Source organism: Paraburkholderia caribensis, from assembly GCF_002902945.1.
Classification (GTDB): Bacteria; Pseudomonadota; Gammaproteobacteria; order Burkholderiales; family Burkholderiaceae; genus Paraburkholderia; species Paraburkholderia caribensis.
In genome coordinates this window covers 1,084,018-1,109,449 of the sequence record NZ_CP026103.1, presented here as the reverse complement: position 1 = coordinate 1,109,449, position 25,432 = coordinate 1,084,018, and the positions used below count along the sequence as shown (strand labels likewise).

General features: G+C 66.3%; 24 protein-coding genes. 11 read left to right on the top strand and 13 right to left on the bottom strand.

The annotated features are described in order from the left end of the window. Positions 1-3: 3 nt before the first annotated feature. The 3 genes from C2L66_RS34465 to C2L66_RS34455 all read right to left on the bottom strand — a co-directional run bounded on the left by C2L66_RS34465 (position 4) and on the right by C2L66_RS34455 (position 2,601). Entirely contained in the window at positions 4-975 is a 972-nt protein-coding gene (locus C2L66_RS34465) for an anti-sigma factor (protein ID WP_060608241.1), read from the bottom strand. 145 nt (positions 976-1,120) lie between these two features. Next, positions 1,121-2,056, bottom strand: a complete 936-nt coding sequence (locus C2L66_RS34460) for an anti-sigma factor (protein WP_060608238.1) — start codon at positions 2,054-2,056, stop codon at positions 1,121-1,123. Further along, entirely contained in the window at positions 2,053-2,601 is a 549-nt protein-coding gene (locus tag C2L66_RS34455) for an RNA polymerase sigma factor (RefSeq protein ID WP_054932258.1), read from the bottom strand. Before C2L66_RS34455 ends, C2L66_RS34460 begins: the two co-directional genes overlap by 4 nt. A gap of 286 nt (positions 2,602-2,887) precedes the next feature. Between C2L66_RS34455 and C2L66_RS34450 the strand changes: the two genes are divergently transcribed. Then, complete coding sequence (locus tag C2L66_RS34450; protein ID WP_054932257.1) at positions 2,888-3,220, top strand: DUF2322 family protein; 333 nt, start codon at positions 2,888-2,890, stop codon at positions 3,218-3,220. 5 nt (positions 3,221-3,225) lie between these two features. Here the strand turns inward: C2L66_RS34450 and C2L66_RS34445 are convergent, their stop codons facing one another. Further along, on the bottom strand, positions 3,226-4,710 hold the full coding sequence (locus C2L66_RS34445) for an HD domain-containing phosphohydrolase (RefSeq protein WP_060608236.1): 1,485 nt from the start codon (positions 4,708-4,710) through the stop codon (positions 3,226-3,228). Between the two features lie 318 nt (positions 4,711-5,028). Here C2L66_RS34445 and C2L66_RS34440 point away from each other — a divergent pair, with 318 nt between their 5' ends. The 5 genes from C2L66_RS34440 (at position 5,029) to C2L66_RS34420 (ending at position 13,337) form a co-directional block, all read left to right on the top strand. Then, positions 5,029-6,027 carry a 2-keto-3-deoxygluconate permease gene (locus C2L66_RS34440; protein WP_054932256.1) on the top strand — a complete coding sequence of 333 codons (999 nt, stop codon included), beginning with the start codon at positions 5,029-5,031 and terminating at the stop codon, positions 6,025-6,027. Further along, positions 6,024-7,283, top strand: a complete 1,260-nt coding sequence (locus C2L66_RS34435) for a four-carbon acid sugar kinase family protein (RefSeq protein ID WP_060608233.1) — start codon at positions 6,024-6,026, stop codon at positions 7,281-7,283. Before C2L66_RS34440 ends, C2L66_RS34435 begins: the two co-directional genes overlap by 4 nt. Before the next feature lie 39 nt (positions 7,284-7,322). Further along, the gene (pdxA, locus tag C2L66_RS34430) at positions 7,323-8,321 is read left to right on the top strand and encodes a 4-hydroxythreonine-4-phosphate dehydrogenase PdxA (RefSeq protein ID WP_060610440.1); all 999 of its coding nucleotides are present in this window, start codon (positions 7,323-7,325) and stop codon (positions 8,319-8,321) included. A gap of 54 nt (positions 8,322-8,375) precedes the next feature. Next, a complete protein-coding gene (locus C2L66_RS34425) occupies positions 8,376-9,143 on the top strand; it encodes a DeoR/GlpR family DNA-binding transcription regulator (RefSeq protein WP_060608230.1) in 768 nt (255 codons plus the stop codon). A 114-nt stretch (positions 9,144-9,257) separates the two neighbouring features. Next, positions 9,258-13,337: an ATP-binding protein gene (locus C2L66_RS34420; protein WP_060608228.1), complete on the top strand. Its 4,080-nt coding sequence runs from the start codon at positions 9,258-9,260 to the stop codon at positions 13,335-13,337. Between the two features lie 25 nt (positions 13,338-13,362). Here the strand turns inward: C2L66_RS34420 and C2L66_RS34415 are convergent, their stop codons facing one another. Next, on the bottom strand, positions 13,363-14,148 hold the full coding sequence (locus C2L66_RS34415) for an aldolase (protein WP_060608225.1): 786 nt from the start codon (positions 14,146-14,148) through the stop codon (positions 13,363-13,365). Between the two features lie 19 nt (positions 14,149-14,167). Beyond that, entirely contained in the window at positions 14,168-14,872 is a 705-nt protein-coding gene (locus C2L66_RS34410) for a haloacid dehalogenase type II (protein ID WP_060610437.1), read from the bottom strand. Between the two features lie 117 nt (positions 14,873-14,989). Between C2L66_RS34410 and C2L66_RS34405 the strand changes: the two genes are divergently transcribed. Further along, positions 14,990-15,838 carry a LysR substrate-binding domain-containing protein gene (locus C2L66_RS34405; protein WP_054932251.1) on the top strand — a complete coding sequence of 283 codons (849 nt, stop codon included), beginning with the start codon at positions 14,990-14,992 and terminating at the stop codon, positions 15,836-15,838. On the opposite strand, the gene C2L66_RS34400 is transcribed toward C2L66_RS34405, so the two are convergent. Beyond that, the gene (locus tag C2L66_RS34400; protein ID WP_054932260.1) at positions 15,835-17,175 is read right to left on the bottom strand and encodes an LLM class flavin-dependent oxidoreductase; all 1,341 of its coding nucleotides are present in this window, start codon (positions 17,173-17,175) and stop codon (positions 15,835-15,837) included. The genes C2L66_RS34405 and C2L66_RS34400 overlap by 4 nt on opposite strands. Between C2L66_RS34400 and C2L66_RS40995 the strand changes: the two genes are divergently transcribed. The 4 genes from C2L66_RS40995 (at position 17,174) to C2L66_RS34385 (ending at position 20,158) form a co-directional block, all read left to right on the top strand. Continuing rightward, the gene (locus tag C2L66_RS40995; RefSeq protein ID WP_158512190.1) at positions 17,174-17,338 is read left to right on the top strand and encodes a hypothetical protein; all 165 of its coding nucleotides are present in this window, start codon (positions 17,174-17,176) and stop codon (positions 17,336-17,338) included. The two genes, C2L66_RS34400 and C2L66_RS40995, sit on opposite strands and share 2 nt — an antisense overlap. A gap of 116 nt (positions 17,339-17,454) precedes the next feature. Beyond that, a complete protein-coding gene (gene tauA, locus C2L66_RS34395; protein ID WP_054932250.1) occupies positions 17,455-18,486 on the top strand; it encodes a taurine ABC transporter substrate-binding protein in 1,032 nt (343 codons plus the stop codon). After that, a complete protein-coding gene (locus tag C2L66_RS34390) occupies positions 18,483-19,262 on the top strand; it encodes a taurine ABC transporter ATP-binding protein (RefSeq protein ID WP_054932249.1) in 780 nt (259 codons plus the stop codon). Before tauA ends, C2L66_RS34390 begins: the two co-directional genes overlap by 4 nt. Then, positions 19,262-20,158, top strand: a complete 897-nt coding sequence (locus C2L66_RS34385; protein ID WP_060608222.1) for an ABC transporter permease subunit — start codon at positions 19,262-19,264, stop codon at positions 20,156-20,158. The genes C2L66_RS34390 and C2L66_RS34385 overlap by 1 nt, the downstream gene beginning before the upstream one ends. Positions 20,159-20,173: 15 nt before the next feature. Here the strand turns inward: C2L66_RS34385 and speB are convergent, their stop codons facing one another. From speB to C2L66_RS34355, 6 genes are all read right to left on the bottom strand, one after another. Beyond that, a complete protein-coding gene (speB, locus tag C2L66_RS34380; RefSeq protein ID WP_082670559.1) occupies positions 20,174-21,124 on the bottom strand; it encodes an agmatinase in 951 nt (316 codons plus the stop codon). A gap of 44 nt (positions 21,125-21,168) precedes the next feature. Beyond that, positions 21,169-21,714, bottom strand: a complete 546-nt coding sequence (locus tag C2L66_RS34375; RefSeq protein WP_054932247.1) for a cupin domain-containing protein — start codon at positions 21,712-21,714, stop codon at positions 21,169-21,171. A gap of 204 nt (positions 21,715-21,918) precedes the next feature. Then, the gene (locus tag C2L66_RS34370; protein ID WP_060608221.1) at positions 21,919-22,641 is read right to left on the bottom strand and encodes a DUF1989 domain-containing protein; all 723 of its coding nucleotides are present in this window, start codon (positions 22,639-22,641) and stop codon (positions 21,919-21,921) included. 12 nt (positions 22,642-22,653) lie between these two features. Beyond that, positions 22,654-23,919: a M20 family metallo-hydrolase gene (locus C2L66_RS34365; RefSeq protein ID WP_060608215.1), complete on the bottom strand. Its 1,266-nt coding sequence runs from the start codon at positions 23,917-23,919 to the stop codon at positions 22,654-22,656. Continuing rightward, positions 23,916-24,758 carry an amino acid ABC transporter ATP-binding protein gene (locus C2L66_RS34360; protein WP_060608214.1) on the bottom strand — a complete coding sequence of 281 codons (843 nt, stop codon included), beginning with the start codon at positions 24,756-24,758 and terminating at the stop codon, positions 23,916-23,918. The genes C2L66_RS34365 and C2L66_RS34360 overlap by 4 nt, the downstream gene beginning before the upstream one ends. Continuing rightward, a complete protein-coding gene (locus C2L66_RS34355) occupies positions 24,755-25,432 on the bottom strand; it encodes an amino acid ABC transporter permease (RefSeq protein ID WP_060608213.1) in 678 nt (225 codons plus the stop codon). The genes C2L66_RS34360 and C2L66_RS34355 overlap by 4 nt, the downstream gene beginning before the upstream one ends.

Below are 25,432 nucleotides of genomic sequence, written 5' to 3'. Positions count from 1 at the left end.
GGATCAAACCGAACCGAACAGCGGATCGAAACGGCGTTCGGCGATCTCTTTGCCAAGCGGCGCGAGATCGCCATTGCTGGTTGCGCCGATCAGCGCATAGCCGAGATTGGACTCGCGCCACGTGACGACGTTCATCGTGTCGATGCGTTGCGACGCGACGGACTGATTCGCCTTGTTTTCCTTGATCACGCACAGCGCGACGGGATCGCCTTTTTGCGGCAGATAGATGATCTGCACGAGAGGGCGTCCGTGGAATTTCAGGCGCTGCACGCGGATGAAGCGCAAGCCCGCCTTGCTGAGGTCGGGCACCCTCAGCGCAATGCCGTCCTCGCTGCGAATCTCGTTGACGGTGCTTTGCGCGTCCGACGAATCAGGCCACAGATGCGCGACGGTATCGCGTGAATAGAGTTGCTGATAGCTCGCGGCCACCTGTACCCACGGCAGCGAGCCCATCGTTGCGGACGCGACTGTCGCGGTGTTGCCAGACGGCTTGCCGGGCGCGTCGAGGCCGACGCCGGGCGCGAGCCGCAGCACGATTGCGGAGCAGAACGCGCCGCCGACGAATGCGACGGCAAGCCACGCCGGCGCGATGCGCAGGCGCGAGCGCACGGGCGCGGAAGGCGGCATGTGCGCGTCGTGTTCGATCGCGGAGTCGTTCGCGCCCGGCGCGTTGCCTTGCGAAGCGGCGGCCGCCACGGCCTGTTCGGCCTGCTGGGCTTGCGCGGCGGCGCTCAGCTTCGCGGCTTGCGTATGCGCGCGGATCAGATCGTCGACGCGTCTGGCAAGACTCTCCGGTACGGGCGGCAGTTTCTGCGTGGCGAATGCTTCGCGATAGGGCAGGCGCGACGCCTGGAGAAGGGCGACCTTATCCGCGAACTCCGCGTGTGCGCGAAGTTCGTCCTCGATCTGCTGACGTTCTTGTGGCGATAGTTCGTCGTCGACATACGCCATCAGCACGGTATCGTCGACTTTCATACGCTCGGGCCTTGGTAGGGAGTACCGCAACACGCTAAATCAATCATGTCACAGCTATCTGAACAACAAGTATAACGTCCTGTCCACGCATGGGGGCAATGCTCCGATCCAACGTGCTTCCGCGCGAAGAACCTTGCATGCGCGGTCAACTCGCCACGGACCGCTCGGGTAGCGGCGCCTGGCTGAACATCGCGTCGACATCGCGCTTCGCGATCAGCTTGCCGAGCTTGTCGAGATCGACCTGGCCCGCCGTGCCGATCAGCGCGTAGCTCAGCTCCGACTGCCGCCATGTGACGACGTCCATGTCGTCGATTTTCTGCTGCGCGAGCGACTGGTCGGGCTTTGCGTCCTTCACGACGCACAACGCGACCGGGCCGCCCGTTTGCGGCAGATAGACGATCTGCACCAGCGGCTTGTCGTGAAAGCGCAGCCTCTGGATGCGCTTGAACGTCAGGCCTTGCGCGCTGAGATCAGGCACGCGCACGGGCAAACCGTCGATCTGATGGATGTCGGCGACGGTTTTTGCCGACACGGCCGCGTCCGTCGCGACGGCCACCGTGTCGCGCGAATAGAGCGCCTGATAACCGGCGGCAGCCATCACCCACGGCGAAGCGGGTGGCGCGGACGCGACCGTTGCAGCACCGCCCGGCAAACCCGGAAGGCTGGGCAACAGCCGCAAGCCGACCACGCAAGAGAACACGCCTGCCGCGAACGCGGCCGCAAGCCACGGCGCGGAAAAGCGCATGAGCGAACGCACGGGCACGGACGGCGGCAGGCCAAGGTTCGGCGGCGCGACGGCGTCGTTCGCGGCGGGATCGGCGGCGGGGCCGGGCGGCACGGGCGCTGTCGCGCTCGCGTGCGTGCGCGACAGCTCGGCGATCTTGCGCGTCAACGATTCGGGCACGGGCGGCAGCTTCTGCTGCGCGAACGCATCGTGATACGGCAGGCTCGATGCGCGGAACAGTTCGATGCGCTCCGCCAGCTCCGGCGAGTCGTCGAGTTCGCGTTCGATCTCGCGGCGTTCCTCGATGTCGAGCTCGCCGTCAACGTAGGCCATCAGCGTGATGTCGTCTACTTTCATGACGCCGAGTCCTTGCCGAGGGTGGCCATTTTCATCGACGGGCCTGGCTTGCTGGCGAACAGCGCGCCGATCGCCTGGCGCGCGCGCGACAGCCGGCTCATTACCGTGCCGATGGGAACGTTCAGCGTTTCGGCCGTTTCGCTGTAGCTGAGCCCTTCGACGGCGACCAGCAGCATCACCGCGCGCTGTGCCTCGGGCAGGCGCTGCACGGCCTCGATAATCTGCGCGTTCATCGTGATCTGTTCCGGGGTACGCGCCTTCGGGTCCTCGACCGTTTCGAGAAAGTCGTCGTCCCATTCCATGCTGGAGCGGCTGCGCACCGAACGGGCACGCAGTTCGTTGATCCACGTGGAGTGGACGATCGAGAACATCCAGCTAAGCGGCGCGGTGTCCGCCTGCAACTGGTGCGCGCGTTCCAGTCCGCGCACGCAGGCACGCTGAACGAGGTCTTCCGCGTCGTGCTGGTCGCCGGAAATGCGCAATGCGAAAGCCCATAACCTTGGAAGCATCTCGGGCAGCATGCTGGACAAGTCTGCGCCTGTCATTGAAGTCGTTCCTTGCTACTGACTCGTTAGGCTGCCCTCGACGAAGGCATGAGGCCGGTGCGCGGCAAACGTTGGCGCACTCGAAGATACGGACGGAGTTCGAGCCAGCAATTTTAACGTTGATCGAACAATGTTGCTGACGAGCGTTTTCATCGCGAAGCGTTTGCGTTGGGGTCCGAAGCAGAAAGGCGCGTGAAAGACGGTCATGGCATGCAAACTCAGCCGCCGCACATTCAATCGGCTAAGATACGGCCCGCCAGTTATTTTCGAACGATGGAGTGTTTCAGTGATTCAAGCGGGCAACGTATTCAAGGACAACCTCGCGCAACTGCCGGGCATCGACGGCATCGAGCGGATCGATCTCGTCGACGGCAAAGGCGCCGTGGTCGCGAGCATCGAGAACAAGCCGGGCAAGCAGGGCTCGGTTGCCGTGTACCACTATTTGCGCAACGCGTTCGGCACGCTCGACGCGAAGGCCGCCGAACATGGTCTCGCCGTGTTCGCCGAACATACGGCCGACGCGCGCAACCGACCGGGCGCGCATCCGAACGTGGACCGGCTGCTGGAGATCGCAGCGGGCGGCGAAGCACTGCGCATCGACGTCGTCGCAGCGGCCTGAGCGCGTCACAGCACGCCGAGCGCCAGGGCCTTGAGCGTGGCCGCTGCGCGCGTCGAGCAGTCCAGCTTGCGGAATACGCTTTCGACGTGCGTGCGCACCGTGCTCGGACTCAAGGACAGATCGCGGGCCACTTCCTTGTTGCTCGCGCCGCGCGATATGCCGCGCAGCACGTCGACTTCACGCGCGGAAAGCCGCGCCGTCTGCGCGCGCGGATTCACGACGCGCCGCGGCGCCACACGCTCGTCGATCAATGCATGGACGACATCGGCGTCGAACCGGCCTAGTGCGGCTTCTTCGTGCAACAGCTTCGCGGCTTCGTCCTGCGTGAGCGCGGCACGCCACGGACGCGTTGCGCGCAAGGCGACCCACGCGGCGCTCGCCGCGAGAATGCGCGCTTCGACCGGCAACGCGGCGCCCGACACGCCGCGAAAATAGCCCGAGCCGTCGAGCCGTTCGTACGCGTATGAGCCGAGTTCGGCCGCCTCGGCGAGCGAGCCTGTCTGCCTGCCCGCGCGCGACGTCCAGTACGGCACGAGACGCGCTTTCTCCCACGCCGCCGGCGACAGACGGGCGGGTGCGTCCCAGACGGGATTCGGCACGGCCGCGCGGCCCATGCCATGAACGAGGCCTGCGCAATAGAGCCGGTTTTGCGCGTTCGCATCGAGTGCGAAGCGCGCCGCGCACGACGCGGCCGTCGCCGCGACGCTGCGCGAATAGCCCGTCATCCACGGCAGTTTGAGATCGATGATGTCCGCCACCAGTTCGACGGGCGTGACGTCGTTCATCTGCTGGGTCATCAGCGCGGCATCGATGGACGCCGCGTCGGCCTGGGCCAGTTCGTCGAGCCACTGCGGCGCGAGCCGGACGGCGAGCCGCGCGAGCTTGTCCGGGTAGCGCGCATCGGCGCGCTGGCCGATCAGCGCGCTCGCGCGGTCGATCCCGTAGGTGCGCGAAAAGATTTCCAGTTCGCCTGCCAGCGCCACGATGAACACGGTGACAGGCACGGCGCTGCCGGCGAGCCTGTCAGGCGTGCCCGTGCCGTCCCATGATTCGAACACGTGCCGCAGCGTGGCTTGCGTGTCTTGCCCGAGACCGAGCATGCGCGCCGCTTCGCCCGATACTTCGCAATGAATGCGCGCAAGCGGCGTCATGACCGCGCCGACATCGCCTTGCAATGCCATTGGGCGCGCCCAGTCCGGCTTGAGCGCGAGCATCGCTTCGCGGCTCGCGACATCGTCGCCGAGCGCTTCCGCGAAGCCCGACGCGTTCGCCGTGCAGCCCGACCAGCGCAACAGCGACGCCTCGCGCACGGCGACCACGGCCGCTTCGCCGAGGCCTGCCGCTTGTGCAAGCCGCATGGCGAGCCATGCGGTGCGGATGGAGTGATCCGTCGGCTGGCCCATGCTCAGATCGCCGATGAAGGCGAGCGCCTTCACGGCATCGAAGACGCGAACGACGGGGCCGCCGGATGAGCCTGACGAGGTCTGCATAAGGGTACGGGTCTTTTATCGAGCCTCACTATACCGCGAGCGTTTTTGCGCGCGATCGGTCATTCGACCGATATCCGTGGATATAGGCGTCTGCGGAGCGTCGCCTGAATGTGCGGCGCGGCTAATCCATTCAACGAAGGCGTTCGGGGCCGCGCTCGCATGCCCTCCCAAAAAATGATCATTTTGCGCAAATTGATGATCGAATTGCGCAATTCGATCAAACGGTCTACACTCCAAACTGATCGATTCGATCGAGTGATGACTGTTTCAATCAAAATCGCGGATAGACGCGGCGCCCAATAAGGCCAGGAGACTCGCATGGTTCAGATTCCCATCAAACGCTCGATCGAGCGCATCCCCGGCGGCATGATGATCGTGCCGCTGCTCATCGGCTCGCTGGTGGCGACGTTCCTGCCGGGCATGCCGAAGTTCTTCGGCTCGTTCACGAATGCGCTGTTCACGGGCGCGCTGCCCATCCTTGCCGTGTTCTATGTCTGCATGGGCGCGAGCATCGACGTGAAGGCCACGCCGTATCTGATGAAGAAGGGCGGCGCGCTGCTCGTGACGAAGGTGGGCGCAGCGGTGATCGTCGGCGTGATTCTCGGGCATGTGCTCGGCGAGCATCCCGTGTCGTCGGGCCTGTTCGCGGGTATCTCGACGCTCGCCGTGGTCGCGGCGATGAACGATACCAACGGCGGTCTCTACATGGCGCTGATGGGCCAGTATGGGCGCTCGGAAGACGTCGGCGCGTACACGCTGATGTCGCTCGAATCGGGTCCGTTCCTGACCATGGTGACGCTCGGCGTCGCCGGTCTGTCGGCGTTTCCGTGGCAGACGCTGGTGGGCAGCATTCTGCCGCTCGCGCTCGGCATGCTGCTCGGCAACCTGGACCGTGAAATGCGCGACTTTCTCGCGAAGGCCGTGCCCGTGATGATTCCGTTCTTCGCGCTGGCGCTGGGCGCGGGCCTCGATCTGCACAAGGTCTGGCAAGCCGGGCTGCTCGGCATCGGCCTTGGCATTGCGGTGGTGATCGTGACGGGCATTCCGCTGTACTTCGCCGACCGCCTGACGGGCGGCACGGGTGTGGCGGGCGTGGCGGCAGCCAATACGGCGGGCAACGCGGCGGCCGTCCCGGCGCTCGTCGCGGCGGCGAACCCGGTGTACAACGAAGCGGCGCAGAGCGCGACGCTGCTGGTCGCCGCCTGCGTCGTGGTCACGGCGATCCTGTCGCCGATCCTCACCGCGCAGGTGGCGAAGCGCTATCAGCAGCGCCAGCAAGGCGCGCGCACGAAGAATCGCGAAGGGCTGGCACGATGAAGATTCTGATTCTCGCGGACGACCTGTCGGGCGCCGCGGACTGCGCGATCGGTTTCGCGAGCGCGGGGCATCGGACGGTCGTCACACTGGAGGCGACGCGCACGCCCGCGCACGACGGCGCGGACACGATCGCCGTCGATACCGACACGCGCCGTCTCACGCCTCGCGATGCAGCGGCACGCACGTCGGCGGCGTACGCCGAGATGAGCGCGCGCGATCAGCGGCTCTACAAGAAAATCGATTCGACGCTGCGCGGCAACTGGGCAGCGGAAGTCGCCGGTTTGCAGGCGCTGGCGGGCATGGCAATCGTCGCACCGGCATTTCCGGCGACAGGCCGCACGGTACGCGAAGGCCGTGTGTTCGTGCACGGCGAGCCGCTCGAACAGACGGCCACATGGAAGCTCGAGCATGCGGGCGTTCCCGCCGGCATCGCGGCGCAACTCGAAGCCGCCGGTCTGACAACGGACCGGCTCGACGCCGAGGCGCTCGCGGGCGAACCCGAAACGCTCGCGGTATGCATCGGCGCAATGGCGGCGAACGGCGTACAGGCGTTGATCGTCGATACACAAAGCGAGGCGGCGCTGCGCGCGCTGGCCCGCGCCACGCTGCAAAGCGATGCGGCGTTCTTCTGGGTTGGATCGGGCGGGCTCGCGCGCGAGATCGCGGCGCTCGATTCCCATGCCGATGCTGAAGGACGCAAGTCCGGCAGCGGCACGTTTCCCGGCGGGCCGATCCTGATTCTGGTCGGCAGCCTGTCGGCTGTCAGCGAGCGTCAATGCGCGATGCTGCGCGAGCGCGGCGGCGTCGAGGAACTGATCGTGCCGCCCGTCGTGCTGCGCGAAGGCGAGCGTCATCGTGACTGGCGCGCGCTGCGGGAACAGATCGGCGTATCGCTGCAGGCGGGTGTCGATCTGCTGCTGCGCATCGGCCGCGACGACGCGTTCGATCCCGCCGAAGGCGCGCAGCTGTCGGCGGCGCTCGCGGCGCTGGTCGAGCCGCATTTCACCAAAACGGGCGGCCTGATCGCGACGGGCGGCGAGACCGCGCGCGCAATGCTGGCCGCCGCGCGTATCGGCAATCTGCAGTTGCTGGCCGAAGTCGAAGCAGGCGTCGCGGTGGCGAGGCCGCTCGACGCGACCCGCGCGCATTGTCCCGGCGTCGTGACGAAGGCGGGCGCTTTCGGCACCGATCACGCGCTGTATGCCGCATGGTTGACCCTGCGCAATGAAACCGAACGCGACGTCGTTTCACACTGACGTCCGCGTATGAACAGCACGTACCCACGAGATCACATCATGAGCAACTACCTTCCCGTAATCGGCATCACGATGGGCGATGCAGCGGGCGTCGGCGCAGAAGTCGTCGTCAAGAGCCTCGCGCACGCGTCGGTCTACGCGCAATGCCGTCCGCTCGTGATCGGCGACGCGAAGCGCCTCGAACGCGCGAACCAGATCGTCGGCGGGACCATGACGATTCGCCGTATCGAGGACGCATCCGATGCACGCTACGAGCAGGGCACGATCGACTGCATTGACCTCGGCCTGATTCCCGACGATCTGCCGTTCGGCCAGCTGTCGGCCGTGGCGGGCGATGCCGCGTATCAGTACATCAAGCGCGCCGTCGAACTCGCGCAGGCGGGCAAGATCGACGCGATCTGCACCGCGCCGCTCAACAAGGAAGCGCTGCACGCAGGCGGGCACAAGTATCCCGGGCACACGGAAATGCTCGCGCATCTGACGGGCGTCGACGAAGTATCGATGATGCTCGTGGCGCCGCAACTGCGCGTGATCCACGTGACGACGCACATCGGCATCATCGACGCGATCCGCAAGATCGAGCCGGGCCTCGTGCAGCGGACCATCGAACGCGGCAACGCGACGCTCGTGAAGGCGGGCATCGAGCATCCGCGCATCGGCGTGTGCGGGATCAATCCGCATGCGGGCGAAAACGGCCTGTTCGGCTACGGCGAAGAAGAAGAGAAGATCATCCCCGCCGTGAAGCTGCTGCAGGAACGCGGTCTGGACGTCACGGGCCCGCTGCCCGCCGACACGCTGTTCTTCCGCGCCGGTCGCGGCGACTTCGATCTGGTGGTCGCGATGTACCACGATCAGGGCCACGGCCCCGTCAAGGTGCTCGGCCTCGAAGCGGGCGTGAACGTGACGGTGGGACTGGAAGTGATCCGCACGTCGGTCGATCACGGTACGGCATTCGATATCGCCGGCAAGGGTGTCGTCGACGAAGGCAGCATGCTCGAAGCGCTGCGCCAGGGCGCGGAACTGGCGACGCGCAGGTGATTGCCAAAAGGGGCTGGTGTAAGATCGAGCCCCCTTCCCAGACTCTCGAGAAACGTGAAGAAAACGACCGACCGTCATCAGGCGATTCTCGAACTCGTCCGCACGCGCGACGCCAACGTCGAACAGTTGTGCGCGGCGCTGAACGTGTCGGAAGCAACGATCCGGCGTGACCTGACGACGCTGGCAAAACAGAAGCGCCTGGTGCGCACCTATGGCGGCGCGACCGCGCTGGTCGGCGTACATGAACCGGAAGCATCGCTCGAGGAACGCAAGGCCGCGCAGCGCGAACAGAAGGAAGCGATCGCGCAGGCAGCCGCGCTGCATGTGCGCGACGGCGACACGGTATTGCTCGACGGCGGCACGACCTGCGCCAGTCTCGCGTGGCATCTGTCCACCCGTGAAGAACTGCATGTGGTCACCAACAATCTGCTCGCGGTCACGGCGCTCGCCAATGCGCCGGGCGTGCGGCTCACGCTGATCGGCGGCGAGCTGCGCGGCTCCAGCATGAGCACGCTCGGGCCGCTGGCGGAACTCATCCTCAGCCGCTTGACCGTCGATTGCGCGTTTCTCGGCGCCGACGGCGTGGTCGCCGGCTTCGGCCTGTGCGAAGCGTCGGCGCAGCAGGCGTATCTGAAGGAGTGCATCGTGTCGCGTGCAGCGGAAATCATCGTGCTCGCCGATTCCGACAAGCTCGGCCGCGCGCGCCAGCAGCACTGGACGCCGCTGCAACGCGACTGGCGGCTGATTACGTCCGCCACGGCCGACGACGCGCTGCTCGCGCCGTTTCGCGCGCTGGACGACGTGACGGTCGAACTGGCCTGAGCCGCCTGTGCGCGTGTTTTATCGCTTGCGCGCTAGCCTTTGCAAGGCGGGTCCCGAACACGCTGTCGGGGCACTATCATGGATTGACCAACGTGACGTCAGCGCCCGCCTTCCATGAACACTATGCGGAACTGTTGTATCAAACTGTGCTGGCTCCTGGGCGCGATGCTCGCGGCAGCATCGGCCGATAGCGTTGCGCAGAAGCCGCCCCACGAGCGTCCGCCCTCCGTTGTCACGGTGGGCGTCGGGGGAGGCGGCCTGCCGCCCATCACGATTGTCAATGACGGCCAGCTTTCCGGCGCTGCGGTCGATATTCTGAAAGCCACGCTCGACCCGTCCGCGCAAGTGCGGGTCGTGACTTTCCCCGATCAGCAGTCGGTGACGGCGGCGGCCTGCGCCGGCTCCATCGACGTCGTGCTCACCGTGCAAATGCCCATCGTCGCGCGGCGCTGTCTGCTGCTGTCGCAGCCCTATTTCGATGCCGATTTCGTCGTGGTCGGGCGCGCGGCGGAGGCGGCGCGCAATGGCACAGCGCCTCGACTGACCGGCAAGCGCATCGCCGTGGAAGTGGGCACGTATATCGAGCAGGTGTCCCGCGAGCGCTATCCCGATGCGACGTTCGTGCAAGTGCGCAGTGAACAGGAGGGCTTGCGCGCCGTGCAGCGCAAGCAGGCGGATGTGTTGATCACGCTGCTGCCCGTCGCCGACTATCTGCTGTCGCAGCCGGAGTTCGCCGGACTGGCGGAAATCAACCGCTACCGCGAGACGGAAAGCAGCATCCATTTCGGCTTCCCTCATTCGCGCAAGGCGCTGCGCGACAGCATCGACGAGCGGCTCGGCGCGCTGCCTGACGACGTGCGTCAACGCATTCTGAGCCGCTGGATGAGCGCGGGTCCGATCTCCAGGGAAACCGCCGGGCCGTTTTTTCTCACTGACGACGAGCGCGCGTGGCTGCGTACGCTGCCGCCGCTGCGCGTGGCCGTGGACAACGGGCTTCCGCCCTACAGCTACGTCGACGACAGCGGCCAGACGCACGGCATGGCGCAGGACTATCTGCGCTATCTGTCGAACCAGCTGGGGATCAGCTTCATACGCGCCCATGAGGCGAGCCTCGACGCCGCCGTCGATGCGTTGCAGGCAGGGGATCTGGATATGAACGCCGTCGCGATTCTGCGCGATCCCGCCTTGCGCGGCGTGCCGGTGTCGCGCCCCTATGCGACGTTTCCGGTGGTCGCCGTGGGCCGCATCGACGCGCCTGCGTTGTCGCAGATGCGCGATCTCGACAGCAAACGGGTGGCCGTGACGGAGGGCGGCGGTCTACGCGGGCTGGTGATGGCGGCGGCGCCGAAAGCGCGCATCGTGGTGGTGCCCGACGTGGCGGCGGGCATGAACGCGGTCGCCGAGGGGAACGCCGATCTCTACGTCGACGACCTGGCGACGGCCCACTACATGCTGCAGCGCATGCATGGCGGCAATCTGCGCATCGTCGGCTCGGGCGGCGCGGCGCTGCAGACGGGCTTTGCCGTCGCGCCGAAGCTGGCTGTCCGGCTCATGCCGCTGATCGACCGCGCGCTGGCGGCCTTGCCCGACACCGAGCGGCTCGCGATCCAGAACCGCTACTTCGGCGCGAACTACGAGCTTGGGCCGTCGTGGAAAGATATCGCCATGCGCTTCGCACCCATTGCGCTGGCGCTGCTGGCCGTGATCGCCGTGCTGTGGCGCTCGCGCCGCGTGCTGCACAAGGAAGCGCGGGAACGGCGCGAAGCGGAGTTGCGGCTGATCGACGTCACCAGCCAGTTGCCGGCGACGGCGTTTCAGTATCGGCAGGGCAACGGCGGGGGCTCGAAGATTCTCTGGCTGAGCGGCAATACCGTCGACATGTTCGGCAAGACCAGCGCCGAACTGCAAGCGAGCCCGGGGTCGGTGCTCGCCTCCGTGCATCCCGACGACCGCGCCGATCTCGAACGCGAGGCGCGCAACGCCATGCACACACTCGCGCCCGTGAGCCGCGAACTGCGCGTGCAGCGCCACGGCGCGTACCGGTGGACCCGGCTGCACGCCGTGCCGCATCGGGTCGAGCAGGGCGATCTCGTCTGGAACGGTTACTGGAGCGACGCCGAAGAACAGCATCAGCATGCCGTCGCGCTGGCCGAGGCGCGCGATGCGGCGCAGCAGGCGTCGCGCGCGAAGAGCGAGTTTCTCGCGGCGATGAGCCATGAAATACGCACGCCGATGAGCGCCGTGCTGGGACTGATCGAACTGCTCGCGCACAGCAACCTGCGCCCCGACCAGGCGGTCAAGGTGAAGCTGATCTCGCAGGCGGCCGAATCGCTGCTGCAAATTCTCAACGACATTCTCGATTACTCGAAGATCGAAGCCGGCAAGATCGCGCTGGAGCGGGGGCCTGTCGATATCCGCGATCTGTGCACGAGCACGTTCGCGCTGTTTTTCTGGCGCGCCCAGGAGAAGCGGCTGAAACTGGTGCTGTGCATCGACGCGGCGATTGCGCCCGTGGTGTGGAGCGACGGCGTGCGGCTACGGCAGATTCTCTTCAACCTGCTCAGCAACGCGATCAAGTTCACCTCGGAAGGCAGTATCAGACTCGACGTCGAACTCGCGGGCGAAACCAATGAAGGCAACGAAGGCCACGAAGGCGACGGCAGGCAAACCATTGTCTGGCGCGTGAGCGACACGGGAATCGGCATCAGCCCGGATCAGCGGGCGCGCCTCTTTCAGCCGTTCGTGCAGGCCGAAGCCTCGACGACACGCCGCTTTGGCGGCACAGGTCTTGGCTTGACGATTTCACGGCGGCTGGTGGCCATGCTCGGCGGCACCATCGGCATGTCAGGCGAGGTGGGGCGCGGCACACAGGTGGAGTTCCGCATTCCGCTGGAAGTGAACCAAAGCAGGTTTCAGAGCTATCCGCTGGCTGGGATCACCGTCGGTCTGCGTGTTCGCGAAGCGTCTGTGCTGCGCAGCCTGACTCAGGCGCTGCAAACTTTCGGCGGCACGGTGGCGATCCTCGATCCTGATGCAGCGCTTTCCCCGGATAGCTTGCCGGCGGACTGCCGGCTGATTATCGACGACCAGCTGACAGCGCAAAGCCCGCCGGCGAATCCACCACTCGTGCAGGGCACGCCGAAAAGCGCGGTTCAGATGCAGGTGGGCGGCATTCCCGTCGTTCCCACGACTGCAGTCACCAAATCCAGCGGGTATGACCGCATGGGCGAGGTCTGCTACCTCTGCGTGTATCCCGTGACGCTCGGCGGCGTGGCTGCCGTATGCAATGCGGTCTTGCACGGGGACGCCGAACTGGGACTGGAATCCGCGGCATCGGCGCTCGCGCCCGCCGCGCCGCGCAGCCGCGCCGATGCGCTGCGCGATCACGCGCTCATCCTGATCGCCGAAGACAACGCGATCAACCGGCATCTGCTGCGGCAGCAACTGGAACTGCTCGGCTGCACGTGCGACACCGTCGAAGACGGCGTGCAGGCGCTGAAGGCGATCGCGTCGGCGGACTATGCGCTGCTCATCACCGACTGTCACATGCCCGAGATGGACGGCTACACACTGGCAACCCGCGTGCGCGAACGGACGGGTGACGCACGTCGCATGCCCATCGTCGGACTGACGGCGAGCGTGGGGCGGGAAGAGCGCGACGAGTGCCTGGCCGCCGGCATGGACGAATGCCTGTACAAGCCGGCCAAGCTCAACGACCTGCTTGCGTGCCTCACCCGGTTCGCGCCGCAGTGCCTGCAGGGGCACTGCGCGTTGGCGAGCGACGGACGGCCCGCGTCGCCGGTGGACGCGCCGCGCGTCACGCCTCATGCGCCGGGACCTGCCGCAGCGGCGCAGCCAGGCGAGCTGCCCGATCTCGACTGGGACGCGATCAATCGGAGCTTCGGCAGTACGGGGCGCGACGAGAAGCTGATAGACATCATCGTCCAGACCATGACGACGGATGCCGACGAGCTCGAAGGCATGCTCGGCGAAGCCGGGCCGGATGTCTTGCGGCAGTGGATTCATCGCGTGGACGGCGCGGCGTCCGTGCTCAGGTACGAACCGCTGAAGCATGCGCTGCAGACGTTTCGCGCCAGCGTGCTGACGGGCGACCGCGCGCTCTACATGGCATCGGGCGAGCAGATGCTGCAGCAGCTGCGGCGGATCACCGATCACGTCGCGCGTCAGGTGTAGCGGCGGCGAGGGTGGCTCGCGTGCTTCATGTCTCGAAGCGGTTGCCCGCGTCGCGCAGACGCCGTATGCCGCTGTCGAGGTGCGCCCGCGCGCTTTCCTTGTCGCCCAGACGCATCTGCTCGTACGCGCGCTGCGCGATCTCGTGCGGCACGGCCTTGAGCGGACGGTTGCTCTGCATCGCCTTGAGTTGCACTTCGGCGGCGCGCTCCAGGTAATACAGATCGTCCCACGCCTCGGCGATGCTTGCGCCCGCCACCATCACGCCGTGGTTCTTCAGAAACAGGATGTCCGCGTCGCCCATGGCAGCCGCGATGCGGTCGCCCTCGGATGTATCGAGCGCGAGGCCGTTGTAGTGCTCGTCGACGGCGGCGCGGCCGTAGAACTTCAGCGCCGTTTGTCCGAGCCACAACAGCGGCGGTCCTTCGATCAGACACAACGCGGTCGCGTTCGGCATATGCGTATGAAACGCGGCCTTCACGCGCGGCATGGCCCGATGCAACTGCGCGTGTATGTAGAACGCGGTCGCTTCCGGGCTGCCGTCGCCTTCGATCACGTTGCCGTCGAAATCGCAGACCAGCAGGCGCGACGCGGTGACTTCCGAAAACGCGAAGCCATACGGATTGACGAAGAACAGATCGTCATGTCCCGGCACGACAGCGGAAAAATGATTGCACACGCCTTCTTCAAGGCCATGCTGCGCGGCGAGCTGAAAACACGCGGCCAGTTCGATGCGGGCCGTGTGCACCGCGTCGGAGTCGAGCGCGGCGCGACGCGCGACAGCGGCCGTATTGACGTTGAGCGTATGTGCCATGACAGGTCCTTTGCACGTTTCACCAGCCGAGCGACGCGAACAGCGGCGGCACCCGGTCGAGCGTCGCAAGCGTGGCGTCGGGCGTGTAGTCGGGCAGACGCTGGCGGCCCGTGCCGCGGTCTATCCACACGCAGCGAAAGCCGATGTCGCGCGCCGCCGCGTGATCCAGATGCGGGCTTGCGCAGATATGCACCACGTCGTCGCGCGATACGCCTAGCTGTTCGTGAGCATAGTCGAAAAGCCGCCGGTCGGGTTTGTAGGCGCCTGCCTGCTGCGCGGTAATCACGCGGTCGATATAGCCGCCAAGCTGCGCGACGTTGCCGGCGATCACGTCGTCGTCGGTATTCGACACGATGCACAGCCGGTAGCCCGCTTCCTTCAGCGCGTGCAGCGTGCCCGTCACTTCGGGGAAGGGCGGCATCGCGGAGATGCGGCTGGTCAGCAGGCGGATGTCGTTGTCGTCGGCGCGCAGATCGAATTCCTCCAGCGCGATGCGCAGCGCGTGGCCCGCGACTTCGCGGAACGAGCGGTGCGGTGGCGTCTGCTCCAGCGCGTGCTCGTGCCTGTCGTAGACGGCGATGAACGCACGCGGATCGATCGCGGCGGCTTGCTTGCCCGCGAGGATCGCGGTGACGGCGTCCAGCAGCCCTTCGTCCCATTGAATCAGCGTGCCGTAGCAGTCGAAGGTCAGCCACGACGGGCGCGGTGTGTTGCCGAGTGACATGAGCGGTTCCTTGTTCATGGATGTCGATAGGGAACACAGACTAAGCCGCGAGTTGCATATTGGGAAATTAAATTAAAATGGCATGCTCAGTGGAAACGTAAATATGAGGCCTTCGCCATGCTCGATCTCGAACTTCTGAAGACGCTGGTTTGCGTGGTGGACGAAGGCAGCTTCACACGGGCCGGCGAGCGCGTGCACCGCACCCAGTCGACGGTCAGCCAGCAGGTGCGGCGCCTCGAGGAACTGGTTGGCCGCACGCTGCTGATGCGGGACCGCACGGGCAACCTGGTGACCGCGACCGAGCACGGCGAGCTGCTCACGCAATATGCGCGCCGTCTGATCGCGCTCTCGCAGGAGGCGCAAGACGCGCTCGCGAGCGACGTCTGGCGCACGCCGATCCGTATCGGCGTGCCAGAAGACTTCGACGCGAAGCGCATGGCGTCGATCTTGTCGGGCTTCGTCAAGGCGCGGCCCGAAGCGCGGCTCGAAACGGTCGCGGGCATGAGCGCCGATCTGCACCGCAAGCTGTCGGGCGGCGAGATCGAGATTGCGCTCGTCAAACGCGAGCCGGGCAGCGGGCCATGTCTCGCATCGTGGCCCGAAACGCTCGTGTGGGTGCGCGGGCGCATGATCGAAGTGCCGCCCGAGGACGGCGAGCCGATTCCGCTGGCGTTGTTTCCGCAAGGCTGCGTGTACCGCAAGCGCGCGATCCGCAGTCTCGATCATTCGCAGCGAAGCTGGCGCGTCGCGTTCGGCAGCCATAGCCTGACGGGCATTCAGGCGGCCGTTGCTTCGGGCCTCGGCATTACCGTGCTGCCCACCACGGCCGTGCTGCCCGAGCATAGCGTGTGCTTCGACCTGCCGCGTCTGCCGCCCACCGAGCTCGCGCTCGTCGGCGCTGGCGGCGCGATGAACGCGGTGCAGTCGGCGCTGGTGGATTTCCTGCGCGAGGCGGTGCCCGTCTAGCTCGCGCCGCGCTGCGTGAAGAAACGGTTTTCGGGACGCGGCAAGCCGAGATGGTCGCGCAGCGTCGTGCCTTCGTACGCGCGCCGGAAAATGCCGCGCCGTTGCAGCTCGGGCACGACTTTATCGGCGAAATCGTCGAGGCCGCCGGGCAGATACGGAAACATCACGTTGAAACCGTCCGAGCCGCGCTCGGTCAGCCATTGCTCCATCTGGTCGGCGATGGTCGCGGGCGTGCCGACCATCTCCAGCCCCGAATAACCGCCGATGCGCTGCGCAAGCTGGCGGATGGTCAACTGGTCGCGACGCGCCCAATCGACGACGCGTTGCCGCGAACTCTTGCTGGCATTGCTCTCGGGAATCTCGGGCAGCAGCGAATCCGGATCGAGTTGCGACACGTCGTGGCCGAGCGCGATTGACAGCGACGCGATGCCGCTGTCGTAGTGCACGAAAGTATCGAGCAGCGCGCGCTTTTCGCGCGCTTCATCGACGCTATCGCCGACCACCACGAACGCGCCCGGCAAAATCTTCAGATGCTCCGGGTCGCGGCCCGCGCGTTCGACGCGGCTTTTCACGTCGGCGTAGAAGCGCTGGCCTTCGGCGAGGGAGGGCGGCGCGGTGAACACGGCGTCGGCCGTTTCGGCGGCGATCTGGCGTCCCGCTTCCGACGATCCCGCCTGCACGACGACGGGCCAGCCCTGAACCGGCCGCGCGATGTTCAGCGGCCCGCGCACCGACAGGTGCTCGCCTTTGTGGCCGAGCACGTGCATCCGCTCCGTGTCGACAAAGACGCCGCTTTCGACGTCGCGGACAAACGCGTCGTCGGCCCAGCTATCCCACAGGCCTGTTACGACGTCGTAGAACTCGCGCGCGCGGTGATAGCGCTCGCCGTGCTCGACATGCGCTTCGAGACCGAAGTTCAGCGCCGCATCGGGATTAGAGGTGGTCACGAGATTCCAGCCGGCGCGCCCGCCGCTCAGATGATCGAGCGAAGCGAAACGGCGCGCGACGTGGTATGGCTCGTCGAACGTCGTCGACGAGGTGGCGATCAGGCCGATGCGCTCCGTCACCGACGACAGCGCGGCGAGCAGCGTCAGCGGCTCGAACGACGTCACGGTGTGGCTGCGCCTGAGCGCGGCGGGCGGCATGTTGAGCACGGCCAGATGATCGGCCATGAAGAATGCGTCGAAGCACGCGCGTTCGAGCGTCTGCACGAAGCGTTTGAGGTGCGCGATGTTGAAGTTGGCGTCGGGGTAGGCGCCGGGAAAGCGCCACGCGCCCGTATGCAGGCTGACGGGACGCATGAAAGCGCCGAGATGCAACTGACGGGATCGGGTCATGATGGAAGCCCTTGCCGAAAAGGTGAAAAGCGGTAAGCGCAATGCAATGAGCGGATTGCGCAGCGTGCGCGAAATACGATACGGCAAGCGCGCAAATCCGGCTCGCCGAATGCACAAACCGGCCCGTGCAGCGATATCAGCGGCTTTCGCTGTTTCCGCATGAAAAGCAAAGCTGCAACGGCGTGATTTGCTACGCACGAAACATTCGAACGACGGCGGCAAGAAGTGCCTATAGTCGGAAGCCTCATGCAGTTTCCATAACCAGCACGCAATCTTCCGATGAACCACACTCTCTCTTTCCTGCGCCGCGCGTTGCACGCGGCCGCGTTCGTCGTGGCGTCGGCCGCGATCGTCTCGCCCGCCCACGCCGACACCCGCGAAGTCGTGATCGGCTATCAGGACATGGTCGTGCCGTGGCGTTACGCGCAGGTCACGGGTGCCGTCGAAAAAGCCACCGGCTACAAGGTGACGTACCGCAAGCTCGGCAGCGGCGCGGATGTGATCCGCGCGCTCGCGTCCGGCTCGATCCAGCTCGGCGAAGCGGGTTCCAGCCCGATCGCGGCGGGGCTGTCGCAGGGCGTGGACCTGTCGCTGTTCTGGATTCTCGACAACATCAACGACGCGGAAGCGCTCGTCGCGCGCGACGGCTCGGGCGTGACGAAGCTCGCCGACCTGAAGGGCAAGACGATCGGCCTGCCGTTCGTGTCGACGTCGCACTTCCATGCGCTCGTCGCGTTGCAGCAGGCGGGCGTCGATCCGTCGACGGTGAAGATCCTCAACCTGCGCCCGCCCGAGGTCGCGGCCGCGTGGCAGCGCGGCAATATCGACGCGACGTACATCTGGGACCCGGTGCTCGCGAAGGTCAAGCAGAACGGCAAGGTGCTGATCACGTCGGGCGAAGTCGCGAAGGAATCGGGCAAGGCGACGTTCGACGGCTTCGTCGCCGCGCGCCAGTTCGAGCGCGACAATGCCGCGTTCATGACGGGCCTCGTCAAGGTGCTGGCCGAAACGGATGCGCAGTATCGCGATCACAAGGCGGCGTGGACGCCCGCGTCGAAGGAAGTGCAGGCTGTCGCGCAGGAGTCGGGCGCAGCGCCCGCCGACGTGCCCGCAAGCCTGGCGTTGTACGCATTCCCGACGCCCGCGGAACAGGCGTCGCCGACGTGGCTCGGCGGCGGCAAGCAGTCGGGCGCGGCGGCATCGCTGGCGGCGACGGCGGCCTTCCTGAAGACGCAGGGCACGATCCAGAACGTGCTGCCCGACTATTCGGGCGCGGTGAATCCTCGCTTCGCGCAACAGGCCGCGCGATGAGCGCGCTGGAAATCCGCGGCGTCGGCGTGACCTATGACGGTGCGGATGAGCCTGCGCTCGCGGGCGTCGATCTGCGCATCGACAGCGGCGAATTCGTCGTCGCGCTGGGCGCGTCGGGTTGCGGCAAGACCACGCTGCTCAATTGCATCGCCGGTTTCGTCGATCCCACGCAAGGCGAAGTGCGGCTGAACGATGCGCCGATCGAAGGACCGGGCGCCGAGCGCGGCGTGGTGTTTCAGAAGCATGCGTTGATGCCGTGGCTCAACGTGCTCGACAACGTGGCGCTCGGACTTCGCTTTCGCGGCGTCGCGCGCGACGAGCGGCACGCGATCGCGCGGCGCACCCTCGCGCTGGTCGGCCTGGAGCGGCATGCGAACGCCAAGGTGTACGCGCTGTCGGGCGGCATGCAGCAGCGCGTGGGCATCGCCCGCGCATTGGCGAGCGACCCGCAAGTGCTGTTGATGGACGAGCCGATGGGCGCGCTCGACGCGCTCACGCGCGAAACGGTTCAGGAACTCGTGCTCGACGTCTGGTCGCGCACGCAAAAGACGGTGTTCTTCATCACGCACAGCGTCGAAGAGGCATTGTTTCTCGCGACGCGTCTCGTGCTGATGACGCCGGGTCCGGGACGCGTCGCGGAAGTGCATGAGCTGCCGTTCGCGCGCGCATATCTCGCATCGCGCGATGCGCGCGCGGTGAAGTCGTCGGCGGGCTTTATCGAGTGGCGCGAGCGTTTGACGCGCCGCTTGCATGAGACGGTGCGGGAGGCCGCCTGATGAACTCGATCGATTCTTCGCGGCAAAACGCAACGGGCCGCGTGCGTGCATCGCGCCGCGCCGACGCCGACGCCGACGCGCCACGCACGCGCACGCGCAGGCGCAAGTCGAATCGCGGCATGCCCGGCGAAGGGCCGACCGCCGCGCTCAGCACGTTTTGCTTGGCGGCCTTGCTGCTGCTGTGGTGGACCTCGTCGCATTTCGGCTGGGTGCCGCCGCTGTTTCTGCCGTCGCCGGAGGCCGTCTGGCGCGCATTCGCCGACGCATGGAACGGCCGCATCCAGGGCGGACTGCCGTTGTCGGAACACTTGATGTGGAGCGCAATCCGCGTGTTCGTCGCATTTGCGCTCGCCTGCGCGACGGCCGTTCCCATCGGCGTGCTGATGGGCGTGAGCCGCGTTGCGCGCGGTCTGCTCGATCCGCCCATCGAGTTCTACCGGCCGCTGCCGCCGCTCGCGTATCTGCCGCTCGTGGTGATCTGGTTCGGCATCGACGAAACGGCGAAGCTTGTCGTCATCTGGCTCGCGTGCTTCGCGCCGATTGCCATGGCCGCGCGTGCGGGCGTACGCAGCGCAACCGTCGAGCAGATCAATGCCGCGTGGTCGCTCGGCGCGAACTTCAGGCAGGTCGTGCTGCACGTCGTGTTGCCCGCCGCGCTGCCGGAGATTCTCACGGGGCTGCGCATCGCGATCGGCTTCGGCTGGACCACGCTGGTCGCCGCCGAGATGGTCGCGGCGACGGCAGGGCTCGGACAGATGGTGCTCAATGCGTCGAGCTTTCTGCGCACCGATGTGGTCGTGATGGGCATCGTGCTGATCGGCGCGATTGCGTGGCTGTTCGATCTCGGCATGCGCGCGCTGGAGCGCAAGCTCGTGCCGTGGAAGGGCAAGCAGTAGCGCGATGGCGGCCTGCTAACGGTGCTCGCTGCTCGCGCGCCTCGCGAGCAGGCACAGTATTTCGTACATCAGCGTCGCGGCGACGAGCGCGGTGTTGCCGCTCGGATCGTAAGGCGGCGACACTTCGACCACGTCGCCGCCGACCCAGTTGAGCCCGTCGAGACCGCGCAGCAGCGCCTGCGTCTCACGGGTCGTGAGACCGCCCACTTCCGGCGTGCCCGTGCCCGGCGTGAACACCGGGTCGAGCCCGTCGACATCGAGCGAAAGATAAACAGGCGCATCGCCGACGATGCGCCGCGCTTCTGCCGCAACAGCGGCCGCCCCGAGCGCGTCGAACTCCTCGATGAACACGACGCGCATGCCGTGATCGAGCGAGTAGCGCCAGCCTTCGTCCGAATTCTGCGCCCCGCGAATGCCGATCTGAATGGTTCGCCTGGGGTCGAGCAGACCCGCTTCGACCGCGCGGCGAAACGGCGCGCCGTGCGTGAATTTCGAGCCTTTGAACGAATCCCAGGTGTCGGTGTGCGCGTCGATATGCACCAGCGCGATCGGCTCGCGCGGCGCCAGCGCCTGGAAGATCGGATAGGTGATGGAGTGATCGCCGCCCGCCGTCAGCGCAAGCTTGCCGGCGCGGAACACCGGTTCGAAGAAGCGGCGGATATCGTCGTGCGCGCGTTCGAGATGATAGAGGTCGGTAAACGGCACATCGCCGATATCGGCGACGCGACAGGCGTCGAACGGATTGAAGCGCGTCACGTGATGGATGCCGCGCATCATCGTGGACATGTTGCGGATTTCACGCGGGCCGAAGCGCGCACCCGGGCGCGCCGTGACGCCGCCGTCGAAGGGCACGCCCGCCAGCGCGATGTCGAAGGTGCTCGGGTCGGTGCTGAACGGCACGCGCATGAAAGTCGGGATGCCCGCGAAGCGCGGCTGCTGCATCTGGGTCAGATCGGTGCCCGTCACATTGAACTCCTGTTTCACTTTCGTTCGGCAGCCAACCGCACGCTTTAGAAGGTTGGCGGCGTATTGATCCACAGCACGCGGGTGATGCAGTCGCCGGGATTGCGGTAGCTGTGCGGCTCGGTGCTCGGGAAGTAGAAGGAGTCGCCCGCCTGCAGCCGGTAGCATTCGCTGCCGAGCGTGAGTTCGAGTTCGCCTTCGAGCACGTAGCCCAGTTCCTCGCCGGCATGGCTGATCTGCTCGTCGCTGCGCGCGAGCGGTTCGAGCACATGAATGTCGCCTTGCAGCAGTTGTCCGGGGCCCGCCACGACGAGCCGTTCCAGCATGATCGAGCCGCCCGCGCGGCCATGCCGGCCCGACGCCTGCTGCACGCCGGGAAAGCGCACGGATGGCCGTTCGCTGGCGCGCTGCACGGGCGTGACGGTCGCGACAGGACCGGACACCAGCGCAGCGATGTTCGTGTCGAGCGCGAGCGCGATCCGGTGCAAGGTCGCCAGCGACGGCGTCGCATGGCCGCCCTCGACTTTCGACAACAGGCTCTCCGAGCAGCCCGCCTGCTCCGCCAGTGCCTTGAGCGTGAGCTGCTGCACCATGCGCGCGTGCCGTAGCCGTGTGCCAAGACCTTCTGCTGCCGCGCCTTGTGCGGAATGAGCCGCTGCCGCGCGGGGCGTTTTGGCGGCGCGCCGTGGCGCGAGTGAGGACGGCCTGCGGGAAGCGCCGTTGCCGGACGTGGGGGTTTTTCTGGTGGCCACCGTGTGCGTTCTGTCGATCAGCGTAAAAAAACGGCCTGGCGAGTATCAGGCGAGAACCGTGAACTCGACTTCGACCGGGTTGAGTGCGTTGATGGGAATGATATCCTGCGGGCACGCCGACATCACGACGATGCAATCCATCGCCGCCTTGATGTCCACATGGTCGCCCGCTTTCGACACGGGCGGCAGCCAGTCGATCGTGTAATCCGGCTTGACGGGAATGTTCATCCACAGGTTGAACGGCTGCGGCACTTCCCGCGTGCGCAGGCCGATTGCCTTCAGCGCCAGCCGCAGATTGTCCGCGCAGTTGTCGTGATAGCTCTCCACGCCCAGGTTCCTGTAGCGATACAGGTCGCAGGCGGCGATCAGCGTATCGTGCACGCCCGGCGACGTGTCGGCGGCCAGTTCGGCGATCGGGCGGCGATGGTTCGTCACGAGCGGGTCGCCCGGCTGCGGAATGATCTTGTCGATATATGCGCGCGTGTGTTCGAACGAGAGGAATTCGTTCAGGTGCGTGGCATTGAAGATCCACGTGTCGCAGACCTGCGTGCCGTGCGGGTTCGAGATGCGGATGGTTTGCCCCGCCTTGACGCGCACGGCGCGGCCGCAGCGGGCGGGCACCGTGTAGGTCTTGCCGGGTTCGGGCGTGCCGTCGGCGGAAATCGGTTCGTGCAAGGTGGCGTTCTGGCCGAGTTCCGTGCCGTTGTCGTCGCTTGCGTGTGCATGCGTGTGGGTATGGGCGTGGGCGTGTGCGGCAGTCGTGCTCATCTGGGTTCCTTGTCAGTCGTTGCAAAGGGTGGTGAGGGTGTGCGCGAGCGCGCGTGCGCCCAGCACGAGGTGACGGGCGTCCGTGGCTTCCGCCGGGTTGTGGCTGATGCCGTCACGGCTCGGCACGAACAGCATGGCCGTCGGGCAGTGCTGCGAGAGATACATCGCGTCGTGAAAGGCGCCCGACGTGAGCCGCAGCGCGGGCGCCTCGAGCGCATGGCAGGCGGCGTCGAGCCGCGCCAGCACCGTCGCGTCGAAACGCACCGGCGCGTGAGTGAAAAGCGGCGCGATGCGCGCGCCGTGGCGCTGCGCGCAAGCCGATACCTGCGCGTCGAACGAATCGAGCACGTGGGCGTCGGGATGACGGAAATCGACGGAGAAGGTCACGTCGGAGGGAATCGTGTTGATCGAATTCGGCGTCACGCTCCAGCGCCCGAATGTGATGCGCGTGTGATCGCCGCCCAATGAGGTGGCGATTGCTTCGAGCGAGGCCCGCAGCGCCACGGCCAGGGTCATCGCATCGCGACGCATCGGCATCGGCGTGGTGCCGGCGTGCGCAGCCACGCCCTGGCAGTGGAACTCGTACCAGCGCACGCCCTGAATGCCCGTGACGATGCCGAGCGGCACGCCGGCATTCTCCAGTTGCGGGCCTTGCTCGATATGCAACTCGACGAAAGCATGCGCAGGCGGCGCGTCGCCGCGTGACGGCAGGCCGGGCAACGCATGCCGATAGCGCTCCAGCGCGGCGCCCAGTGTGACGCCGTCCGCGTCGGCGGCGTTCAGGTAGGCAGGCATGCGCGACGGCTCGACAAATGCGCTCGATCCCATCGCGCCGGGCGCGAAGCGCGTGCCTTCTTCGTTGGTCCAGATCGCGACTTCGAGCGGCCGGCGTGTGCGGATGCCCGCATCGTTGAGCGCGGCCATGCATTCGAGCCCGGCGAGCACGCCGTAGCAGCCGTCTAGCTTGCCGCCCGAGGGTTGCGTGTCGATGTGGCTGCCCGTCATCACGGGCGGCGCGGCGCCGCTGCCGGGCCGGTGGATGAACAGGTTCGCGCATGCGTCGGTGGTGACGGTGCAGCCCAACGCATGCGCATACCCGACCAGATGGCGCCGCGCCTCCAGATCCGTAGCACTGAGAGCGGGGCGGTTCACGCCGCCGTCGGACCGCGCGCCGAATGCCGCGAGTGCTTCGATCGACGCGAGCAGGCGTGTGTCGTCGACGCTTGCGGCGGCGCGCAGTGCATCGTCTGCGAGGTGATGGGTACCGGTGCGCTTCATGACGGCGCCCCCGACGTCTGCGCCGCGCTGTCCGTCCTTGCCGCCGGTGCGCTGAAGCTCAGGCTACGATCGAACCACGGCTTGAGAAATTGCTGGAGACGAGGCGTGCGCGAGTTGCCGAAGAGCTGCGAAGGCGGCCCCGACTCGACGATCTGCCCCGCCTCCATGAACACGACCTTGTCGGAAATCTTCGCGGCAAAGCTCATTTCATGCGTGACCATGACCATCGTCATGCCGTCCTGGGCGAGTGAACGGATCACGTTCAGCACTTCTTCCACGAGTTCGGGATCGAGCGCCGAAGTCGGTTCGTCGAGCAGCATCACTTCCGGCTCGATGGCGAGCGCACGCGCAATGCCCACGCGCTGCTGTTGGCCGCCGCTCAGCCGCGCGGGATAGACGTCCGCCTTGTGCTGCAGGCCGACGCGCGCGAGCGCCGCGTGCGCTTTGGCGCGCGCGTCCGCGCGGCGCATCTTCTTGGCTAGCACGAGCGGCGCAGCGACGTTGTCGAGCACGCTCATGTGCGGCCACAGATTGAACTGCTGAAACACCATCGAAACGGGCCGCCGCACTTCCGCGACGCTCGCCTCGCTGTCGCGATCGCGCGGCGTGCGGCCAGCCGAGCGATAGCCGAGCAGTTGCCCCTTGATCCAGACCTCGCCTTCGTCGTAGGGTTCGAGGAAGTTCATGCAGCGCAGCGCCGTCGTCTTGCCCGAGCCGGACGGCCCGATCAGCGTGACGATTTCGCCGCGCATCACGTCGAGGTCGATGCCCTTGAGCACGCGGGTTGCGCCGTACGACTTGCCGACGGCGCGCAGCTTGAGTATGGGTTGAGCGCTCATATGGCTTTATTGGTGGCTGTATTGGTGTCGCTACGCAGAAAAGGAATCGTCGCCGTCGCGCGCTGCGCCAGCAGCGACACGGCCTGCGTGAGCAGCCAGTAGCTCACGATCAGCAGCGCATACGGACCGATGTACGTGTAAGTGGAGGCGACGATGTCGCTGGCCGTCATCGTCAGTTCGGGGACCGTGATGATGGAAGCGACAGCGCTCTCCTTGATCACGAGAATGATCTGGTTCGCGAGCAGCGGTACCGCGAACGCGAGCGCCTGCGGCAGCTCGATCGAGCGGAATGCCGCCCAGCGGCTCACGCCGAACGCCTGCGCAGCCTCGATCTGGCCGCGCGGCACGCTGGCCCATGCAGCGCGAAAAATCTCGGCGAAATACGCACTCGCATAGATGGCGAGCGACACGACCGTCGCTTGCACGGCCGTCATCGTGATACCGAAAACGGGCAGCCCGAAGTAGACGATCATCAGTTGCGACAGGTAAGGCATGCCGCGGATCAGCCAGACGAACAGGCCGTAGGGCGCGGCTAGCACGCGGGCGTAACGCAGGCGCCACGCATTGAGCGCGAACCCGCCGGCCATGCCGAGCACAGCCGCGATCAGGCTGACTTCAAGCGTGACGAGCATCGCGTCGGCGAAGCGCGGCACGAGAGCGAGCAGGTTATCCAT